Raw genomic sequence first — 15,663 nt, 5'->3', positions numbered from 1 at the left:
ACGCCGGAGGCCGTGAACGTTCAGTAGGCAGCGGGGAGCACATGGAACAGAGCGGACTGACACAGCTGGGCGACGGAGTATGGGCATTCCTGCGCCCGTCGGGAGGCTGGGGCGAAGCAAACACCGGGCTCGTCGTCGCGCCCGGAGCCGCATCGCTTGTGGTGGACACTATGTGGGACGTCGCATGGGCGAAACGTGTCGCCGACGTGCAGCGACCGCTGGTCGCGGACGCACCGGTCACCGAGGCCGTCAACACGCACTCCGACGGCGACCACTGGTGGGGCAACCACACACTGCCCGCAACAGCGCGCATCACGACCAGTGCCGCCGCGTTGGAAGGGATGCACGAGGACCTTCCGCCCGCAGTATTGACGGCGCTGGCGACGGCAGGTGAACTGATCGGCCGCCTCCCCGGACCGGTCGGGGCAGCCGCGACCTACATGTCGCGAGTGCGGGGCGATGCCCGGTTCCCGCGCCGCACACCACGCTTCCCGGACCACACGTTCGACGAGACCCATCGCCTGACGATCGGAGACCGGGCGGTCGACCTCGAGCGGCTCGGACCGTGCCACACCGCGGGCGATCTCGTCGCGCACGTGCCGGACGCGGGCGTAGTGTTCGCCGGCGACATGCTGTTCATCGGAACTACTCCGATCCTCTGGCACGGACCGCTCGAGAATTGGATCGCCGCACTCGACCGGCTCCTCGCATGGGACGCCGACGTCTACGTGCCGGGTCACGGGCCACTGTGCGGCACCGACCAGATCCGCGATCTGCGCGCGTACTGGATCTGGCTACGCGACGCCGGACGCGCACACTACGACCGCGGGACTGAAACCCGGGAGGCAGCACGAGAGCTGGTCCGCAGCAATGAATTCGCGCAATGGAACCACTGGAGCTCACCCGAACGGATCGTACTGAGCCTGAGCACCCTGTTCGACCAGTGGCACGGCAACCCGCCCGGACCACCCGTGGTGACGCGGCGTGCCCGGGCATTCGCCGACGCCGAGACTCTGTTGCGCGAAGGCGTGTTCTAGGAGAGATGCTCCGGCTCCGGATGCGACTTGTGCGACCGGTCCGACCCCACCGGCTGCCGGCTGTGCACGTCAGGGCACGTGTGGTCGCGGGTGCCCGCGGCTGCGAGCGAGATGACGATCGACTTGTACGTCGGGCAATTGCTGTGGAGTGCAGTCGAATCCAGCGGAACAAGCGTGTTGGTCTCCGGGTAGTAGGCAGCGGCCGATCCCCGCGGGACGTCGTATTCGACGATGCGGAAGTTCAGCGCGCATCGCACCCGCTCGTCGCCGTCCCAGCGCGTGAACAGGTCGACCATCGCACCGTTGTCGAACCCGAGGGCGGCGATGTCGTCGCGGTGCAGGAACACCACCCGTCGCCCGCCCTCGATTCCCCGGTACCGATCGCTCAGCCCGTAGATCGTGGTGTTGAACTGGTCGTGACTGCGCAGTGTCTGCAACAACAGGTGCCCCTCGGGCACATGCAGGACCTCGATCGGCGAGACCGCGAATTCTCCTCGTCCCGAATCGGTCTGGAACGTCCTGCTGTCGCGGGGCGGGTGCGGGAGGATGAATCCTCCTGGCCGTCGCACGTTGACCTCGTACCCTTCACAACCGGCGACGACCCGGGAGATGTGGGTGCGGATATTCGCATAGTTGTCGCGCATCGCCGCCCAGTCGATCCCGTGCCGGTCACCCAGGGTTGCCTCGGCGATGCCGGTGAGGATCGCCACCTCGGACCGCAGGTGCGTGCTTGCCGGTTCGAGGGGCCCGCGCGACGCGTGCACCGCGCACGCCGTGTCCTCGACGCTGATGAACTGCTCACCCGACGCTTGGACATCCTTCTCCGTGCGACCGAGCGTGGGCAGGATCAGCGCGGTGTCGCCGCAGACCAGATGCGATCGGTTGATCTTCGTCGAGATGTGCACCGTCATGGAAGTCCCCGACAGCGCTTCGGCGGTGACGGCGGTGTCGGGTGCGGACTGCACGAAGTTCCCCCCGAGCCCCAGGAAGAACCGGGCCTTGCCGTCTCGCATCGCACGAATGGAATCGACCGTATCCCAGCCGTTCTCCCGGGGCGGATCGAAGCCGAACTCACTCTCGATGGAGTCGAGGAAGTGCTGCGGTGCCCGTTCCCAGATACCCATCGTGCGGTCGCCCTGAACATTGGAATGTCCGCGTACCGGCATCAGCCCGGCACCTCGTTTACCGATGTTTCCCTGCGCCAGAGCAAGATTGACAACTTCCTTGATGGTTGCCACCGCATTGCGATGCTGCGTCAGGCCCATCGCCCAGCAGAATACCGTCGCGTTCGACCGCCGCAGCATCTGCGCTGCTTCCGTGATCTGCTTGCGCGACAGGCCGGTCGCCGATGTGACGACGCTCCAGTCCAGGGTTTCGACGTGACGCCTCCATTCGTAGAAACCCTGGGCATGCCTATCGAGGAAGTCGTGGTCGAGCGCATCCCATTCGACGAGCAGCGCACCGAATGCCTGCAGCAGCGCAAGATCACCGTTGATCGCGACAGGCAAGTGCAGATCTGCCAAGTCGGTGCCGCGGCCCAACACTCCCCGCGGGGTCTGCGGGTTGTGGAAATTCATCAGGCCCGCTTCGCGCAAGGGATTGATCGAAAGAATCTTCGCGCCGCGTCGTTTCGCCCTCTCGAGTTCGGTGAGCATGCGCGGATGGTTGGTGCCGGGATTCTGCCCCTGCAACACGATGAGTTCCGCATTGTGGACGTCGTCGAGCGTCACGCTCGCCTTGCCGATTCCGATGGATTCCTGCAGCGCGATGCTGGTGGATTCGTGGCACATGTTCGAACAGTCCGGAAGGTTGTTCGTCCCGTAGGCACGGGCGAACAACTGATAGACGAAGGCGGCCTCGTTCGATGCGCGACCCGACGTGTAGAAGATCGCTTCGTCCGGACTGTCCAGCGACTTCAACTGATCGCCGATGAAGGCGAAGGCCTCATCCCAGTCGATCGCGGAATAGTGCGTCGCACCGGGCCGTTTGATCATCGGATGCGTGATGCGTCCCTGCTGCCCCAGCCACAGTTCGCTGTGATCCGCGAGATCGGCGATGCTGTGCCGGGCGAAGAAGGATGGGTCGGCGCGGTCACGGGTGGCTTCCTCCGCCACGGCCTTGGCACCGTTCTCGCAGAATTCCGCGATCTTCCGGTGTCCCGGATCGGGGTCGGGCCACGCGCAACTCATGCAGTCGAAACCTTCGGTCTGATTCAGCTCGCGTAGTGTCTCAGCGGTCCGGACCAGACCCATGTGTTCGTAGGAACGCTTCAGTGCGACGGCGACACCTGGGACACCGGCCGCCCACTCCTTCGGCTCCCCGACCTTCAGATCACGTTCGTCATAATCGTCGCGCATCGAATGCTCCTCACCGGACCGGCACGCAGTCCACAGACTGCGTACCCATGCGGCCGGTGAGGAAACATCCGTAGGTTCCCATTTACGGTCGGGACTCCACCGGGACATCGGAACGATCGGTCTTGGTGCTTCCGACGATCCTGCCACACAACGCAATCCGGACTCTGCTGGCTGGCGTTTCGATTGGTGGTCGAGTTCGCATGTGGACGTGCCATGGGGCCACGACCCGGGTTCTTTACCGAAAGGTCCATAACCCCTATAGTGGACCGCACGGTCAAGAACGCCGTACCGCAACGACAGGGAAGCAGGAAGCCATGGGAAAGCTGGACGGCAGGGTCGCGATCGTCACGGGCGGATCGCGAGGGATCGGGGCAGCATCGGCACTGGCACTGGCCGACGAAGGAGCCGACGTCGCAATCAGCTACTCGTCGTCGGCAGACCGCGCCAAGGACGTGGTCGCCGACCTGGAGGCGAAGGGAGTGCGCGCGGCGGCATTCCAGGCCGATCAAGCGGACTCGACGCAGTCGGCAGGCTTGATCATCAGCGTGGTCCAGCAGTTCGGAAAGCTGGACATCCTTGTCAACAACGCAGCTGCGGGTGGCGGCAGCCCTGTCGACAGCGAGACCCCCGACCGGGCCGCTATCGAACGGCAACTCGCCGTCAACTACACCGGCGTGGTGGCCGCGATCCAGGCAGCGTCCGCGCTGCTGCCCGATGGCGGGCGGATCGTCAACATCAGCTCGGGTGTCGCTTCACGCGCGGGATTCCCCGGGATGGCGTACTACACAGGAACGAAGTCGGCGCTCGAGGGCTTCAGCCGGGGAGCAGCCCGCGATCTGGCACACCGGGGCATCACCGTGAACGTGATCCAGCCCGGGTTCGTCGACACCGAAGGCAACCCTGCCGACGGTCCCGGCGCATCACTGTTTCTCCCGACAACGGCGATGGGCCGGTACGGGAGGCCGGAGGAAATCGCTGCAGGCGTTGTCTTCCTCACGAGTCCAGAAGCCTCGTACGTCACCGGTGCGGTGCTGAGGATCGATGGCGGGTACGGCGCGTAGCGCGAACGGCCCTGTTGCCCGCGGGTCGCCAAGGTCGCATTCCCCCCGGGGATGCCTCGAGGTAGGGGTACTTTCGCGAATGGAATGACGGGAGATCGGAGCATGCTGCGAACTTCGGAGACCATGCTCCGATCCCCCGTCCGACTGCGCTAAGAGCACTTGGAGCCGTCGCCTCGACTGATTTGTCCGTGCATTTCAGCAGGTAGGAGTCTCACTGCTCCACTCCTCGATGATGCGGACGACGTCATCGAGGTGAGACTCGAGAAGGAAGTGGCCGCCGTTCATCAACTCGACGCGCGCATGAGGTACGTCGTTCCGGAAGGCTTCGGCACCGGCAGAGCCGAAGATCTCGTCATTCTTTCCCCACACTGCGAGTACGGGGATCTGAGTGGTGCGCAGCCAGTCGTGGACCGCGGGGTACAGCCGTCGATTGGTTGTGTAGTCGGCGAACAGGTTCAGCTGAGCGCGGTCGACCCCCGGGCGACCAAGTAGTGCGAGGTCGTGTTCCCAGGCGTCGGGGTCGATGGCCGTCTCGTCGGCGACCCCGTGCTTGTACTGCCATTCCACCGCCTCTCGTTCGAGGGCGGGCCGCAGGGCCTCTTCGTTCTCGACGGACCGGTCGGCTCCGTAGTTCCAGATCGGTTCCCAGAACGCCGGTACGAAGCCTTCCTCGTACGCATTACCGTTCTGTGAGATGACAGCCTCGACGGACTCCGGCTCAGCCAGTGCCAGGCGCCAGGCGATCGGCGCGCCGTAATCCTGCACGTACACGGTGTACTTCGCGATACCGAGCTTCGCAAGGAAGGTGCGTGTCACCTTCGTGAGGGACTCGAAGGTGTAGTCGAAGTCGTCCACTGAGGGAGCCGACGAGCGACCGAACCCGATGTGGTCGGGCGCAACGACGCGGTACCGGTCCGCAAGGGCCGGAATGAGATGTCGAAACATGTGCGAGCTGGTCGGATACCCATGCAGCAGAAGAAGAACGGGCGCATCCGGGGACCCGGACTCGCGGTAGAAGACCTCGAAGTCGCCGACGGCGACGGTGCGGTGGTGCACAGCAGGCATAACTAACCCCTTAACGTAGTTTTAGTGGTTAGTTCGACGGTAGCATGGGACGGATACGGTAGCGATCGAGTGGCCGGCGAAAGGGCGCACATGGTTCAGGACGAGGATCTGCTGTTGGCGTTGCTGAACAGCGCACCGATCGTCGACGGAAAGAAGGTCGACGGCCTGCAAGGTTCGGCCGGTCGCGAGTTTGCCCAGCGGTTCGGCGGAACGGGCTCGAAGACCGAGATCGCGCACCTCCAGCAGATGCGGAGCGCCCTGCACGAGGTGATTCGCGACCGGGGCGACGCCTACGCCGCCCTCGGTTCACTGATCCGCGACGCGATCCTCGCACCCGAGGTCACCCCCACCGGTATCCGATGGGAACTGCACACTCCCCCGGCCGAGAGACTTGCGGTTCGTGCGGCGATGGCCTGGTCGAACGTCACTGAGAGATTGCCCGGCCGGCTTCGCCCCTGCGCCAACACCGAGTGCAATCTCTTCCTCATCGACCACAGTCGCCCCGGCAGCGCCAAGTGGTGCTCCATGACCACTTGCGGGAACCGGATGAAGGTGCGCACCCACGCGCACCGCAGACGGGAACGGTAGCGCCCCTCCGATGGCCGACTCGCCGCCCGGGCCAATGGCAACAATGCCGCCGATGGTCAGACATCGCGCTCGTCGTATGCGGCTCGGTGAGCGAGGACCTGAGGCATGTGGTCTTGTGCCCAACTTCTGAGGCCGCGTGTCATCTCGTGGAGGGCGCGGCCGAGGTCGGTCAGTTCGTAAGAGACGGTGACCGGAACCGTCGGCGTCACGGTGCGCGTGATCATGCCGCCTCGCTCCAACGCTCGCTTCTGAGCCGCACTCGTCGTCGCCACTTCGACCACGCCTTCCCTCGGGTAAGTTACGCACTTCCAGGTGCCTACTTCCCCGGGGGAAGCGGTTCCCCAATGCTGGTCCTGGGTGGCGATAAGCGCCACCCAGGACCAAGGAGTAAAGCGAACACGATGGAAGCATTGAGCACTTCACTTCCCGGCGGAAACTGGACTCTCGGTGACGTTCCCGTCACCAGGTTCGGTTACGGGGCAATGCAGCTTGCAGGCCCGGCCGCCATGGGGCCGCCCGCCGACCAGGCCGGCGCTCTGGCCGTACTGCGCGAGGCCGCCGAGGCTGGGATCACCCATATCGACACCAGCGACGCGTACGGGCCCACGGTCACAAACGAGCTGATCAGCAAAGCCCTCCGCCCCTACCCCGATTCGCTGCTCGTCGCCACCAAGGTCGGGGCGAACCGCGACGCGCAGGGCGGCTGGCCCACCGCTCGGCGGCCCGAAGACCTGCGCAAGCAGGTCCAGGGAAATCTCCGATCCCTCGGGGTCGAAGTCCTCGATCTCGTCAACATGCGGATGGGCGACGCGACCGGACCGCAGCCCGGCTCCCTCGCAGAAGCGTTCGGGACACTCGCCGAGCTTCAGGCGCAGGGTTTGATCCGACACCTCGGGGTCAGCAACGTCACCCCCGAGCAGGTCGCAGAAGCCCAGAACATCGCCCCGATCGTGTGCGTGCAGAACATGTACAACCTTGCGCACCGCTACGACGACGCCCTCATCGACCAACTCGCCATGCAGGGCATCGCCTATGTCCCCTTCTTTCCACTGGGAGGCTTACGCCGCTGCAGTCCGAGACGCTCTCCGCGGTAGCCGAACAGCTCGAGGCAGCGCCGATGTCGGTGGCACTCGCATGGCTTCTGCAGCGTTCCCCGAATATCCTGCTCATCCCCGGCACATCGTCGTCGGCACACTTGCGCGAGAACATCTCCGGCGCCGGCCTTTCCCTCCCGGAAGAGGCCGTGGCCGAACTCGACAGGATCGGTCGCTGACGCCCGACTGCGTGGAGGAGGAGGGTTCTGGACATTTGAGTACATAATTGTGTAGCGTGGCGGTCATGGGCAGGCCGAGAGGGTTCGACGAGGTGGCAGTTCTGGATGCTTCCGTCAAGCAGTTCCGAGTTCACGGGTTCGCGGATACCTCGACCGAGCAGCTGTGCGACGCGGCCGGCGTACGCCGGAGCAGCCTCTACAACACCTTCACCTCGAAGGACGAGCTGTTCGTCCGCTCCCTGGAACGAAGCGTTTCCGTTGCCAGGGAGCAACAGGAAGCGATCCTGACAGATGCGGAACTGTCAGGAATCGAACGCCTGGCGGCGCTCTTCAACCTCGTCCTGGACGAAGAAGACGAAGCCAGAAACAACGGGCACGCCGCGGGCTGCATGATCGTGAGTTCTCGCATGGCGCCCGACCTCGGCGCCCGCGAGCCCCGCGTGAGGAACATCCTCGACCGCTTCCTCCACGACCAGCTCTCGCTCGTGGCCGACGCAGTTCGAGCTGGGCGACTGGATGGCACCCTACGTGCGGAGGTCGCACCGAACGAGGCTGCACTGATGGTGGTGTCGGCGATCTCCGGGATACGTGTTCTCGCGCAGGCGGGCACCATGCCCGCCGAGCTGTGCAAAGTTGCAGATCTACACATCGACTCCTTGAAGGCATAAACGTTGGGGGACAACGTTGTCGATCTGTCTTCGAGTTTTGTACTTTAAAATCTATAATCTGCAGTCGATCATCGAAGGAAGTCCGTTGAAGAAACACCTGTACCTGTTGATGCTGACCATGATCATCGTGGTCTCGAGTGAGCTACAAGTGCCCGCGATGATGTCCGAAATGGCCCAAGACCTTGGGGTGGACACAGGAAAGGTCGGGCTTCTCGTCTCGATCTTCGCGCTGGGTATGGCACTCGGCGGGCCAGTGATTGCTTACGCTTTGCGGCACCGCCCGCCCAAGCAGGCACTGCTCACTGTGGTCGCAGCCTATGCGGTCCCCGAGATACTTGTACCCGTCGTGCACGAGTACTGGTGGGTAGTACTGATGCGAATCTTGACTGGTTGTCTCGCGGGAGCGGCCGTAGGGTTGTCGATCGTCTACGCCACCAGACTTGCGCCGAGCACGGACGAGATCGGCGAGTCCGTCTCAATCGTGCTGAGCGGCATCATGGTCGGCACCGTGGTAGGACTTCCCGTTTCCCATTTCATCGCCGGCCGCTGGAACTGGCAGGCCACTTTCTACATTCTCGGCGCTGCGGCCCTTGCCGTCTTTGTGGTCAGTCTCCTCACGCTCGCTCCGAGGAGCGCAGCCAGTGCTGCCGACAGTGCACAGGACTTGCGCAATCTTCGCCTCCCCACTTTGTGGTCGCGCTACCTCGTGAGCTTCCTGACCATCGGAGCCGCATACGCGGCGTTCTCCTACTTCACTCCTCTCCTGGAAGACAGCGCCGGATTCAGCGCGGATGCGACGACGCTGATACTCCTCGCGTACGGGCTCTGCGCCCTCGTCGGCAATCTGGTCGTCGGAAAGCTCGCAGACAAGCACGCTGTCGGCGTTCTGCGATTCGGCCACGCCTTGCTCTTCGTCTCACTCGGTGTACTCGCACTCGCAGGACAGATCCAACCTCTGGTCCTCACCATGGTGCTTGTCGTCGGGCTCGCTGGGGTCACCATGAACCCGCCGCTGGTGACCCGCGTCGTCGAGATCGGGGGCACGGGAAACCTTGTCAGCACTTTCCACACCTCGGTCATCACTTTGGGCATCACCGCCGGAACCGCGTTGAGCGCCTTTGCAATCAGCACTTTCGGAAACGACCCCGCAGTGGCAATGTGGACCGGCAGTACGTTCGCGCTTCTGGCTGCAGTCACGCTCGCCCTGCAGAGAAACCGCAAGCAGACTCGGAACGACGAACCTGGTCGGCCGACCGACATCAAGGTCCGCGTCAGCTGAACCTTCATGTCGGCCCTCACCGACACCGCATCGGGCAGCGCAGGCCGGCGGTCCAGATCCACGTCCCTCACGGCTACCCGAGACATCCTGCGATGCCGCGGGCTCGACCGTGCCCCACACCGACACTTCAGATGCAGGACAAGAGTGCGGGACGGCTCCACAGCGCCGGACATTACGTTCGGCCTTCACCACGCCATCAGACTGGCGATCGGCAAGAACAACCCGCAGTACTTTCCCGCCGCGGTATGGCACACTGGGCGACCGGTAGCAGCCACCTACGACCAGGAAGGACACTCGAATGCACACCAACTCGTACCCGCAGCGCATCTCGCATCCGACGATCCAGCTCCTGGACCGGCTCGCCGAACACTCCGGAACGACCGCCGGATTCTGCGTCTACTGACGCCCTCCTCTCGGGGCGTGCGCGCCCCGACCTCCAGTCACCCATGGCGACTTCCTGGCCTTCCTCGGCCGTAACGGGACGATCACACCTCGAGAACCCGCCACTCCCCTGTGAGAGAACGAGGTTGTCGATTGTCATGCGCCGCCCACCCACCGCCACTACCGCCCGCACGTGGATGAACACCCGTGTACGGGTTCTCAACGCCACCTACGAGGACTTCGACGTCATACCGGCCGCCAGGGCGGTGGTGCTGCTCGCCGAGGACCTCGCCATCACCCTGGTCGAACACACTCCGCGGTTCGTAGTGCGTTCCCAGCACGTGGCGATCCCGCTGCCGCGCACCATCCAACTGCTCGAGTACGTCCATACGCCACCGCGACCGGTCGTCGACGACGACACCCGCGCGAGCTTCACGGTAGTGCTCGCACGTGACCACCACCGGTGCGCGTACTGCGGCGACGCGGGCGCTACGACGGTAGACCATGTTTACCCACGTAGCCGCGGCGGCGGAGACAATTACGGCAATCTCGTCGCGGCGTGTGCGGACTGCAATGGCCGCAAGGCGGACCGCACCCCGGAGGAGGCCGACATGCCGCTTCTCTGGGTTCCCCGCGCACCCCGAACCGACCATAAGCGCCAGCACGCCATCTGGCGCGAGCTGACCCTGAGCAACTGAGACGCCGTGGGAGTCGTATGCCGATGAGGACCAAGATGACCTCGGCCGATCTGCTCGCTGATCTCCGAGGACACCGCAGATTACAAGTTGCCGCCTGCCGCGGACGTGCGGACCCGAACGCCCGCCACAGCGACATATGCTCTGGCGGGCGGAAAACGGGTGAACGCGCCTACTTGCGGCCTGCCTGCCACTGCATGCCCCAGCCGTACTGACGGTCGAGGTCGGACTGGCTGCCGTTGACGTACTCGACGAGACGCTGCACGGTCACGCCCTGCCCGGTGCTCTGCAGCATCGCGATGGCACAGATGCGGGCACCATTGTTCGGCGAATCGAGACGTACCTCGATCTCCGGTCCCGACGGCTGGGTGAGGGTGACGACACCGTCGACGGCAGCCCAGTTGGGAGCCCCCTCGTAGATCATGGCGAAGATCAGTACCCGCTTGATCAGTTCGGGACGTTCGAAGTTGACGTGCATGTTCTCGCCGCCCTGGGCGGAACCCGTGCGATCGTCGCCGTCCAGGTGAATGTACGGCGGGGTGTTCAGCGCGCCGAAGCTGTTGCCGAGCGCCTGGATGACGCCCTTCGAGCCGTCTGCCAACTCGTACAGGCACCCGAGGTCGAGATCGACTCCGCCGGCTGCGCCGGTGAGCTTGGCGAGGAATCCCTTCTTCTGCTCACCGCGCGACCAGTTGAGATTCACGCGGATCACACCCTGTCCCGCACCGCCCTTGCTGAGGCTGACGGTCGGGGATTCCTTCGTCAGGTTGATCTTGCTGAGGTTGACTCCGCCGGAGCCCTGCTCGGGCTTCTTGTTGTAGTCGATGGCCATGTCATGCCCTTTCGCTAGGTGAATCCCGGATATGCAGATGGGAGCCTCCGGCCCGAGAACTGGGTCGAAGACTCCCATCGGTTCAGCTCGATCAGACGGACACTTCCGCCTGTGCTTCCTTGCGGTTGCGGTAGATGCTCGACCCGAACGCCGCACCGATCAGGACGATGCCGACCAGGCCGGTGATGAGCTCCGGCACGTGCGTACCGATCGAGTACAGCAGGATCAGCGCGAGCGCACCGATCGCCCAGTGCGCGCCATGCTCGAGGTAGACGTACTCGTTCAGGGTGCCCTTGCGGACCAGGAAGATGGTCAGCGAACGGACGAACATGGCACCGATGAAGCCCAGACCCAAAGCGATGATGATCGGGTCGGACGTGATCGCGAATGCGCCGATGACACCGTCGAACGAGAACGATGCGTCGAGGACCTCGAGGTAGAGGAACAGGAAGAACCCGGCCTTACCCGTAGCCTTCGCGAGGCCGCTCGGCCCGCCGCTGGGCTCCTCGCCCTCTTCGGGGATGTGGAACATCTCACCGAGGCCATTGACGGCGATGTACGTGATCATGCCGAGCGCACCGGCGATCATCACAGTCGACACCTCGCCCTCCGGTGCGATGACCGTGGCGGTGACGAGGAGTAGAACGATCGCGATGACGACCTCGAGCTGATCGAGCTTGCCTGCCTTCGCGAGCGGGCGCTCGAGCCACGCAAGCCACTTGATCTCACGCTCTTCGAGGATGAAGTGCAGGAACAGCATCAGCAGGAACATGCCACCGAAGCCGGCGATCTGCGGGTGCGCGTCTGTGATCAGCGTTTCGTAGCTGGGATCACCGTTGGGGAAGTACGCGGCGCCGTCCGGCGGAGGATTCAGCGCCAGGTCGAGTGCGGCGATCGGGCCGAGACCCGACGCAACCCACACAATGGCCAGCGGGAACACCAGGCGCATACCGAAGACGGCGATGAGAATGCCGATGGTGAGGAAGATCTTCTGCCAGAAGTCGCTCATCCGCTGCAACACGGTCGCGTTGATGACCGCGTTGTCGAAGGAGAGCGACACCTCGAGGATGCCGAGGATCACGCAGAGGAAAAGTGCCTGAGGGCCGCCGTAGAGGAACGCGACGACCAGAGAAACGACGGTGACGGCGAACGACGCACCGAATATTCGCAGTACCACGAAGCGTGGCCTTTCTTTTCGAAGTCAGGTCTTTGCAGGGTGGTTACTGCAATACGACAGATGCGGATCCGGTCCCCGGCATCGAAGCCCAGGACCGGATCCGATCCGGATGGTTCTTAGACGTTGACGCCGTAGTCGCGGGCGATACCCGACAGACCCGAGGCGTAGCCCTGGCCGATCGCACGGAACTTCCACTCGGCGCCGTTGCGGTAGAGCTCACCGAACACCATGGCGGTCTCGGTGGAGGCATCCTCGCTCAGGTCGTAGCGGGCAAGCTCGGTGCCGTTGGCGCGGTCGACGACGCGGATGTATGCGTTGCGGACCTGACCGAACGACTGGCTGCGGGCGTCGCCGTCGTAGATCGACACGGGGAAGAAGATGGACTCGATGTTCGCCGGAACGGCAGCCAGGTCGACGTTGATGACCTCGTCGTCGCCTTCACCCTCGCCGGTCTTGTTGTCGCCGGTGTGCTCGATGGATCCGTCGGGCGACTTCATGTTGTTGAAGAAGATGAAGTGCTGGTCGGAGACGACCTTCTTGTCGGCACCGGTGGCGATGGCGCTCGCGTCGAGGTCGAAATCGGTGCCGGTGGTGGTGCGCACGTCCCAGCCGAGGCCGACTGCGACGGCAGTCAGGTTCGGGGCTTCCTTCGTCAGGGAGACGTTTCCACCCTTGGTCAAGCTGACGCCCATGCGGGGTCCTTTCGATCGGTCGTCGACGCACCAGGGAGGTACGTTCGGTTTTCGCGCGTGTTCCACCACAGTAATGGGTGGGAATGAAGTACGCTCCTGTCCACTATGCCCAGTGTTGCGGCCCACGGTGGCGAACACTGAACGACCAGTACCATTCGGTCTTGTGGCGAGCCGATGGACGCGCCGCCTCTTCGGCGGCGGGCACACCGAAGATCCCGCGGCCCGTCGTGCCCATGACACGATGGTGGCCGCTTTCCTCGACATGGACCGACGTCAATCCGTCGCCGAGGCCGGAGTCGCCGAATCGGACGAGATCGCACCCGAGCGAAATCTGCTCCGGCAATGGGAACCGATCCGTCAGACCTGCTACACCGCTGCCGAAGGTTATCTGCAGCTCGCACACACCGAACCCGACCAGGAATTGGCACCCGCGCAAGACTATGAACACGTAATACGCCAGATAGGTGATGCAACAAGAATTCTCGATGAATTCTACGAGAACAATCGCGCGCATCTCGAACACGCGGCCGCGCTCGCCCAGACCGCTCCTCAACTGGCTCACCGTGTTCGGGCGGATGCACAGGTCGCCCTCGAGGCCCTGCATGCACCCGAACGTGCGCCTTTTGCGCACTATCGGTCGGTCCGCACGGCCACCGAGTCGCTCGACGCTGCGCTGCGTTCCCTGGACTCCGCTCGCGGCACCGGCGCCCTTCGCACGGGAGCACACGAGGTCGAGGAAGCCACGAAGGTTCTACGGCAGGCCCTTACCGACGCACCCGGGCGCCAGAGTGAAGCGCGCAACACCGTGGCGTCGGTCACCACCCGGTTGAACGCGGTGCGCACCCGAACAGATGCCCTGCCACCTGCATTTTCGTCGTTGCTGCGCGAGTTCAACGCCGCGAGCTCGGCCGACCTGTCCGGTAACGCTCACCAGGCCGAGGTACTCCTCGAGCGCGCCGGTGCCCGACTCGAGGAAGCACGCCGAGCCGTCGGCGACGCCCGGCCCGAGCTCGCACTCGATCTCGCCAACGAAGTCCGCGTCGACCTTGCTGCCGCCGAAGAACTGGTCGATGCCGTGACCGAACGACTGGCGACATTGCGTGCGGTCCGGAAGAATCCGGGTGCCAAGGTCGACGAAGTCCGGTTCCGCCTGCGAGATGCGCAGCTCCTTGCCGTACAACGCGACCTGACAGCGGAGTGGGGGTCGGTTCTCGACGCCCAACTGAACCGAATCGACAGAGCCGTCGACGCGCTCACCGGCGTCCACCCGGACTACTGGGCCTACGTGCGCGATCTCGATGCGGTATCGGATTTCATCGCCGGAGTGGTGGATCGAATGAGAGGACGGGCCGACAGGCAATGACGGGGGCAACCTTCACCGAGGCGCAGACGATGCGTCATTTTCGTCACTTGGATCGAACGACCCTCGACAGGTTGTTCTTCCAGGTGCCGCAGCCGTTCGGTGACGGCGATGACCGCGACCGCCTCGCGGTCGCACTGGGTGCCACGCTGTACGTGCCCGCGACACGCGGTGACCTGACCGCGACGATCCTGCGTCGAGCCGGCGAGGGCGTCACGTCGATGGTCCTCGATCTCGAAGACGCCGTCGCCGACGACGAAGTCGAGCAGGGCCTGTGCAATGCCGTCGCCACCCTCGACGAACTGGCAGCACAGGGCGACGCCCCGATGCTCCTGTTCGTCCGCGTCCGCACAGCCGACGGCATCGACCGCATCGCGGCCGCCCTCGGCGAAGGTGTGCGGGTGCTCACGGGGTTCGTACTACCGAAGTTCACCTCCGACAGCGGCCGCGAATTCCTCGCTGCGGTGACCCGCGCATCCGAACAGCTCCGTAAGCACCTGTACGCGATGCCGGTGATCGAATCCACCTCGGTCGTGCACCGCGAGACCCGCGACGAAGAACTACGCGCCATCTCGCAGCTTCTCGCCGAGTATCGACCCCAGGTGCTGGCCGTGCGGGTCGGCGCGACCGACATGTGCGCGACCTTCGGCATCCGACGCGACCGCGACCTGACCATCTACGACGTGCGCGTCGTCGTCGACGTCATTGCCACCATCGTCAACTACCTCGGCCGCACAGACGGCACCGGATTCATCATCACTGGCCCTGTCTGGGAGTACTTCGCCGACCACGAACGCATGTTCCGTCCGATGCTGCGCGCCACCCCGTTCGAAGAGCACGACGCCGTGCTGTTCCGGCAGCAACTCGTCAGCCGCGACCTGGACGGACTGCTGCGCGAGATCGCACTCGACCGCGCCAACGGCATCCAGGGCAAAACCGTCATCCATCCGTCGCACGTCGCCGCGGTGCATGCGCTGTCCGCGGTGACCCACGAGGAGTACCACGACGCCGTCGACATCCTCGACGCCGATACCGGTGGGGTGCGCGCGTCTGAGTACGGAAACAAGATGAACGAACGACGACCGCACCGCACGTGGGCACAGCAGACCCTGCTGCGGGCGTCGGTGTTCGGTATCACCAACAAGGGAGTTTCGTTCGTGGACCTGCTGACGGCCCTGGTGGTCCGGTGACCGACACG

At 64.3% G+C, this 15,663-nt stretch carries 15 protein-coding genes and 1 pseudogene; 10 read left to right on the top strand and 6 right to left on the bottom strand.

Features of this window, described 5'->3' with window-relative positions; translation table 11 throughout:
* Window positions 1–41: 41 nt before the first annotated feature.
* On the top strand, window positions 42–1,037 hold the full coding sequence (locus tag ACZ46K_RS05710) for an MBL fold metallo-hydrolase (RefSeq protein ID WP_464747144.1): 996 nt from the start codon (window positions 42–44) through the stop codon (window positions 1,035–1,037).
* Here ACZ46K_RS05710 and ACZ46K_RS05705 read toward each other — a convergent pair.
* Window positions 1,034–3,394, bottom strand: coding sequence for an FdhF/YdeP family oxidoreductase (locus ACZ46K_RS05705; RefSeq protein WP_464747142.1), 2,361 nt, complete (start codon window positions 3,392–3,394; stop codon window positions 1,034–1,036). The genes ACZ46K_RS05710 and ACZ46K_RS05705 overlap by 4 nt on opposite strands.
* 314 nt (window positions 3,395–3,708) lie before the next feature.
* Between ACZ46K_RS05705 and ACZ46K_RS05700 the strand changes: the two genes are divergently transcribed.
* Window positions 3,709–4,455 carry an SDR family NAD(P)-dependent oxidoreductase gene (locus ACZ46K_RS05700; protein WP_054806077.1) on the top strand — a complete coding sequence of 249 codons (747 nt, stop codon included), beginning with the start codon at window positions 3,709–3,711 and terminating at the stop codon, window positions 4,453–4,455.
* 195 nt (window positions 4,456–4,650) lie between these two features.
* Here ACZ46K_RS05700 and ACZ46K_RS05695 read toward each other — a convergent pair whose 3' ends face one another.
* The gene (locus ACZ46K_RS05695; RefSeq protein WP_054806076.1) at window positions 4,651–5,520 is read right to left on the bottom strand and encodes an alpha/beta fold hydrolase; all 870 of its coding nucleotides are present in this window, start codon (window positions 5,518–5,520) and stop codon (window positions 4,651–4,653) included.
* Between the two features lie 90 nt (window positions 5,521–5,610).
* On the opposite strand from ACZ46K_RS05695, the gene ACZ46K_RS05690 reads away from it, so the two are divergent.
* Window positions 5,611–6,108: a CGNR zinc finger domain-containing protein gene (locus ACZ46K_RS05690; RefSeq protein ID WP_054806075.1), complete on the top strand. Its 498-nt coding sequence runs from the start codon at window positions 5,611–5,613 to the stop codon at window positions 6,106–6,108.
* 56 nt (window positions 6,109–6,164) lie between these two features.
* Here the strand turns inward: ACZ46K_RS05690 and ACZ46K_RS05685 are convergent.
* Window positions 6,165–6,353 (bottom strand): annotated as a pseudogene (locus tag ACZ46K_RS05685) (winged helix-turn-helix transcriptional regulator); the annotation flags it as partial.
* A 156-nt stretch (window positions 6,354–6,509) separates the two neighbouring features.
* Between ACZ46K_RS05685 and ACZ46K_RS05680 the strand changes: the two are divergent.
* From ACZ46K_RS05680 to ACZ46K_RS05660, 5 genes are all read left to right on the top strand, one after another.
* The gene (locus ACZ46K_RS05680) at window positions 6,510–7,202 is read left to right on the top strand and encodes an oxidoreductase (protein ID WP_464747136.1); all 693 of its coding nucleotides are present in this window, start codon (window positions 6,510–6,512) and stop codon (window positions 7,200–7,202) included.
* 23 nt (window positions 7,203–7,225) lie between these two features.
* A complete protein-coding gene (locus ACZ46K_RS05675) occupies window positions 7,226–7,381 on the top strand; it encodes an aldo/keto reductase (RefSeq protein ID WP_464747134.1) in 156 nt (51 codons plus the stop codon).
* A 65-nt stretch (window positions 7,382–7,446) separates the two neighbouring features.
* Window positions 7,447–8,049 (top strand): TetR family transcriptional regulator, encoded by a 603-nt coding sequence (locus tag ACZ46K_RS05670; protein WP_054810222.1) that lies wholly within the window; start codon window positions 7,447–7,449, stop codon window positions 8,047–8,049.
* Between the two features lie 85 nt (window positions 8,050–8,134).
* Window positions 8,135–9,328 (top strand): MFS transporter, encoded by a 1,194-nt coding sequence (locus ACZ46K_RS05665; protein ID WP_054810223.1) that lies wholly within the window; start codon window positions 8,135–8,137, stop codon window positions 9,326–9,328.
* A 539-nt stretch (window positions 9,329–9,867) separates the two neighbouring features.
* Window positions 9,868–10,407: an HNH endonuclease gene (locus ACZ46K_RS05660; RefSeq protein ID WP_054810224.1), complete on the top strand. Its 540-nt coding sequence runs from the start codon at window positions 9,868–9,870 to the stop codon at window positions 10,405–10,407.
* 169 nt (window positions 10,408–10,576) lie between these two features.
* Here ACZ46K_RS05660 and ACZ46K_RS05655 read toward each other — a convergent pair whose 3' ends face one another.
* From ACZ46K_RS05655 to ACZ46K_RS05645, 3 genes are all read right to left on the bottom strand, one after another.
* Window positions 10,577–11,236, bottom strand: a complete 660-nt coding sequence (locus ACZ46K_RS05655; RefSeq protein WP_464747130.1) for a TerD family protein — start codon at window positions 11,234–11,236, stop codon at window positions 10,577–10,579.
* A 91-nt stretch (window positions 11,237–11,327) separates the two neighbouring features.
* Window positions 11,328–12,413 carry a DUF475 domain-containing protein gene (locus ACZ46K_RS05650; RefSeq protein ID WP_054806576.1) on the bottom strand — a complete coding sequence of 362 codons (1,086 nt, stop codon included), beginning with the start codon at window positions 12,411–12,413 and terminating at the stop codon, window positions 11,328–11,330.
* 116 nt (window positions 12,414–12,529) lie between these two features.
* On the bottom strand, window positions 12,530–13,105 hold the full coding sequence (locus ACZ46K_RS05645; protein WP_132476222.1) for a TerD family protein: 576 nt from the start codon (window positions 13,103–13,105) through the stop codon (window positions 12,530–12,532).
* Window positions 13,106–13,346: 241 nt separating this feature from the next.
* Here ACZ46K_RS05645 and ACZ46K_RS05640 point away from each other — a divergent pair, with 241 nt between their 5' ends.
* Window positions 13,347–14,468, top strand: coding sequence for a hypothetical protein (locus ACZ46K_RS05640; protein ID WP_464749243.1), 1,122 nt, complete (start codon window positions 13,347–13,349; stop codon window positions 14,466–14,468).
* A 29-nt stretch (window positions 14,469–14,497) separates the two neighbouring features.
* Window positions 14,498–15,655: an HpcH/HpaI aldolase/citrate lyase family protein gene (locus ACZ46K_RS05635; RefSeq protein ID WP_054810225.1), complete on the top strand. Its 1,158-nt coding sequence runs from the start codon at window positions 14,498–14,500 to the stop codon at window positions 15,653–15,655.
* Window positions 15,656–15,663: the final 8 nt, after the last annotated feature.

It is taken from the genome of Rhodococcus sp. JCM 9793, assembly GCF_055380405.1.
The sequence above is the reverse complement of the archived record's forward strand: the minus strand, read 5'-3'. Positions and strand labels throughout refer to the sequence as shown.

Coding starts and splice junctions, on each gene's coding strand:
- ACZ46K_RS05710 (WP_464747144.1), top strand. CDS start 42: ATGGAACAGAGCGGACTGACACAGCTGGGCGACGGAGTATGGGCATTC.
- ACZ46K_RS05705 (WP_464747142.1), bottom strand. CDS start 3,394: ATGCGCGACGATTATGACGAACGTGATCTGAAGGTCGGGGAGCCGAAG.
- ACZ46K_RS05700 (WP_054806077.1), top strand. CDS start 3,709: ATGGGAAAGCTGGACGGCAGGGTCGCGATCGTCACGGGCGGATCGCGA.
- ACZ46K_RS05695 (WP_054806076.1), bottom strand. CDS start 5,520: ATGCCTGCTGTGCACCACCGCACCGTCGCCGTCGGCGACTTCGAGGTC.
- ACZ46K_RS05690 (WP_054806075.1), top strand. CDS start 5,611: ATGGTTCAGGACGAGGATCTGCTGTTGGCGTTGCTGAACAGCGCACCG.
- ACZ46K_RS05680 (WP_464747136.1), top strand. CDS start 6,510: ATGGAAGCATTGAGCACTTCACTTCCCGGCGGAAACTGGACTCTCGGT.
- ACZ46K_RS05675 (WP_464747134.1), top strand. CDS start 7,226: ATGTCGGTGGCACTCGCATGGCTTCTGCAGCGTTCCCCGAATATCCTG.
- ACZ46K_RS05670 (WP_054810222.1), top strand. CDS start 7,447: ATGGGCAGGCCGAGAGGGTTCGACGAGGTGGCAGTTCTGGATGCTTCC.
- ACZ46K_RS05660 (WP_054810224.1), top strand. CDS start 9,868: ATGCGCCGCCCACCCACCGCCACTACCGCCCGCACGTGGATGAACACC.
- ACZ46K_RS05655 (WP_464747130.1), bottom strand. CDS start 11,236: ATGGCCATCGACTACAACAAGAAGCCCGAGCAGGGCTCCGGCGGAGTC.
- ACZ46K_RS05645 (WP_132476222.1), bottom strand. CDS start 13,105: ATGGGCGTCAGCTTGACCAAGGGTGGAAACGTCTCCCTGACGAAGGAA.
- ACZ46K_RS05640 (WP_464749243.1), top strand. CDS start 13,347: ATGGTGGCCGCTTTCCTCGACATGGACCGACGTCAATCCGTCGCCGAG.
- ACZ46K_RS05635 (WP_054810225.1), top strand. CDS start 14,498: ATGCGTCATTTTCGTCACTTGGATCGAACGACCCTCGACAGGTTGTTC.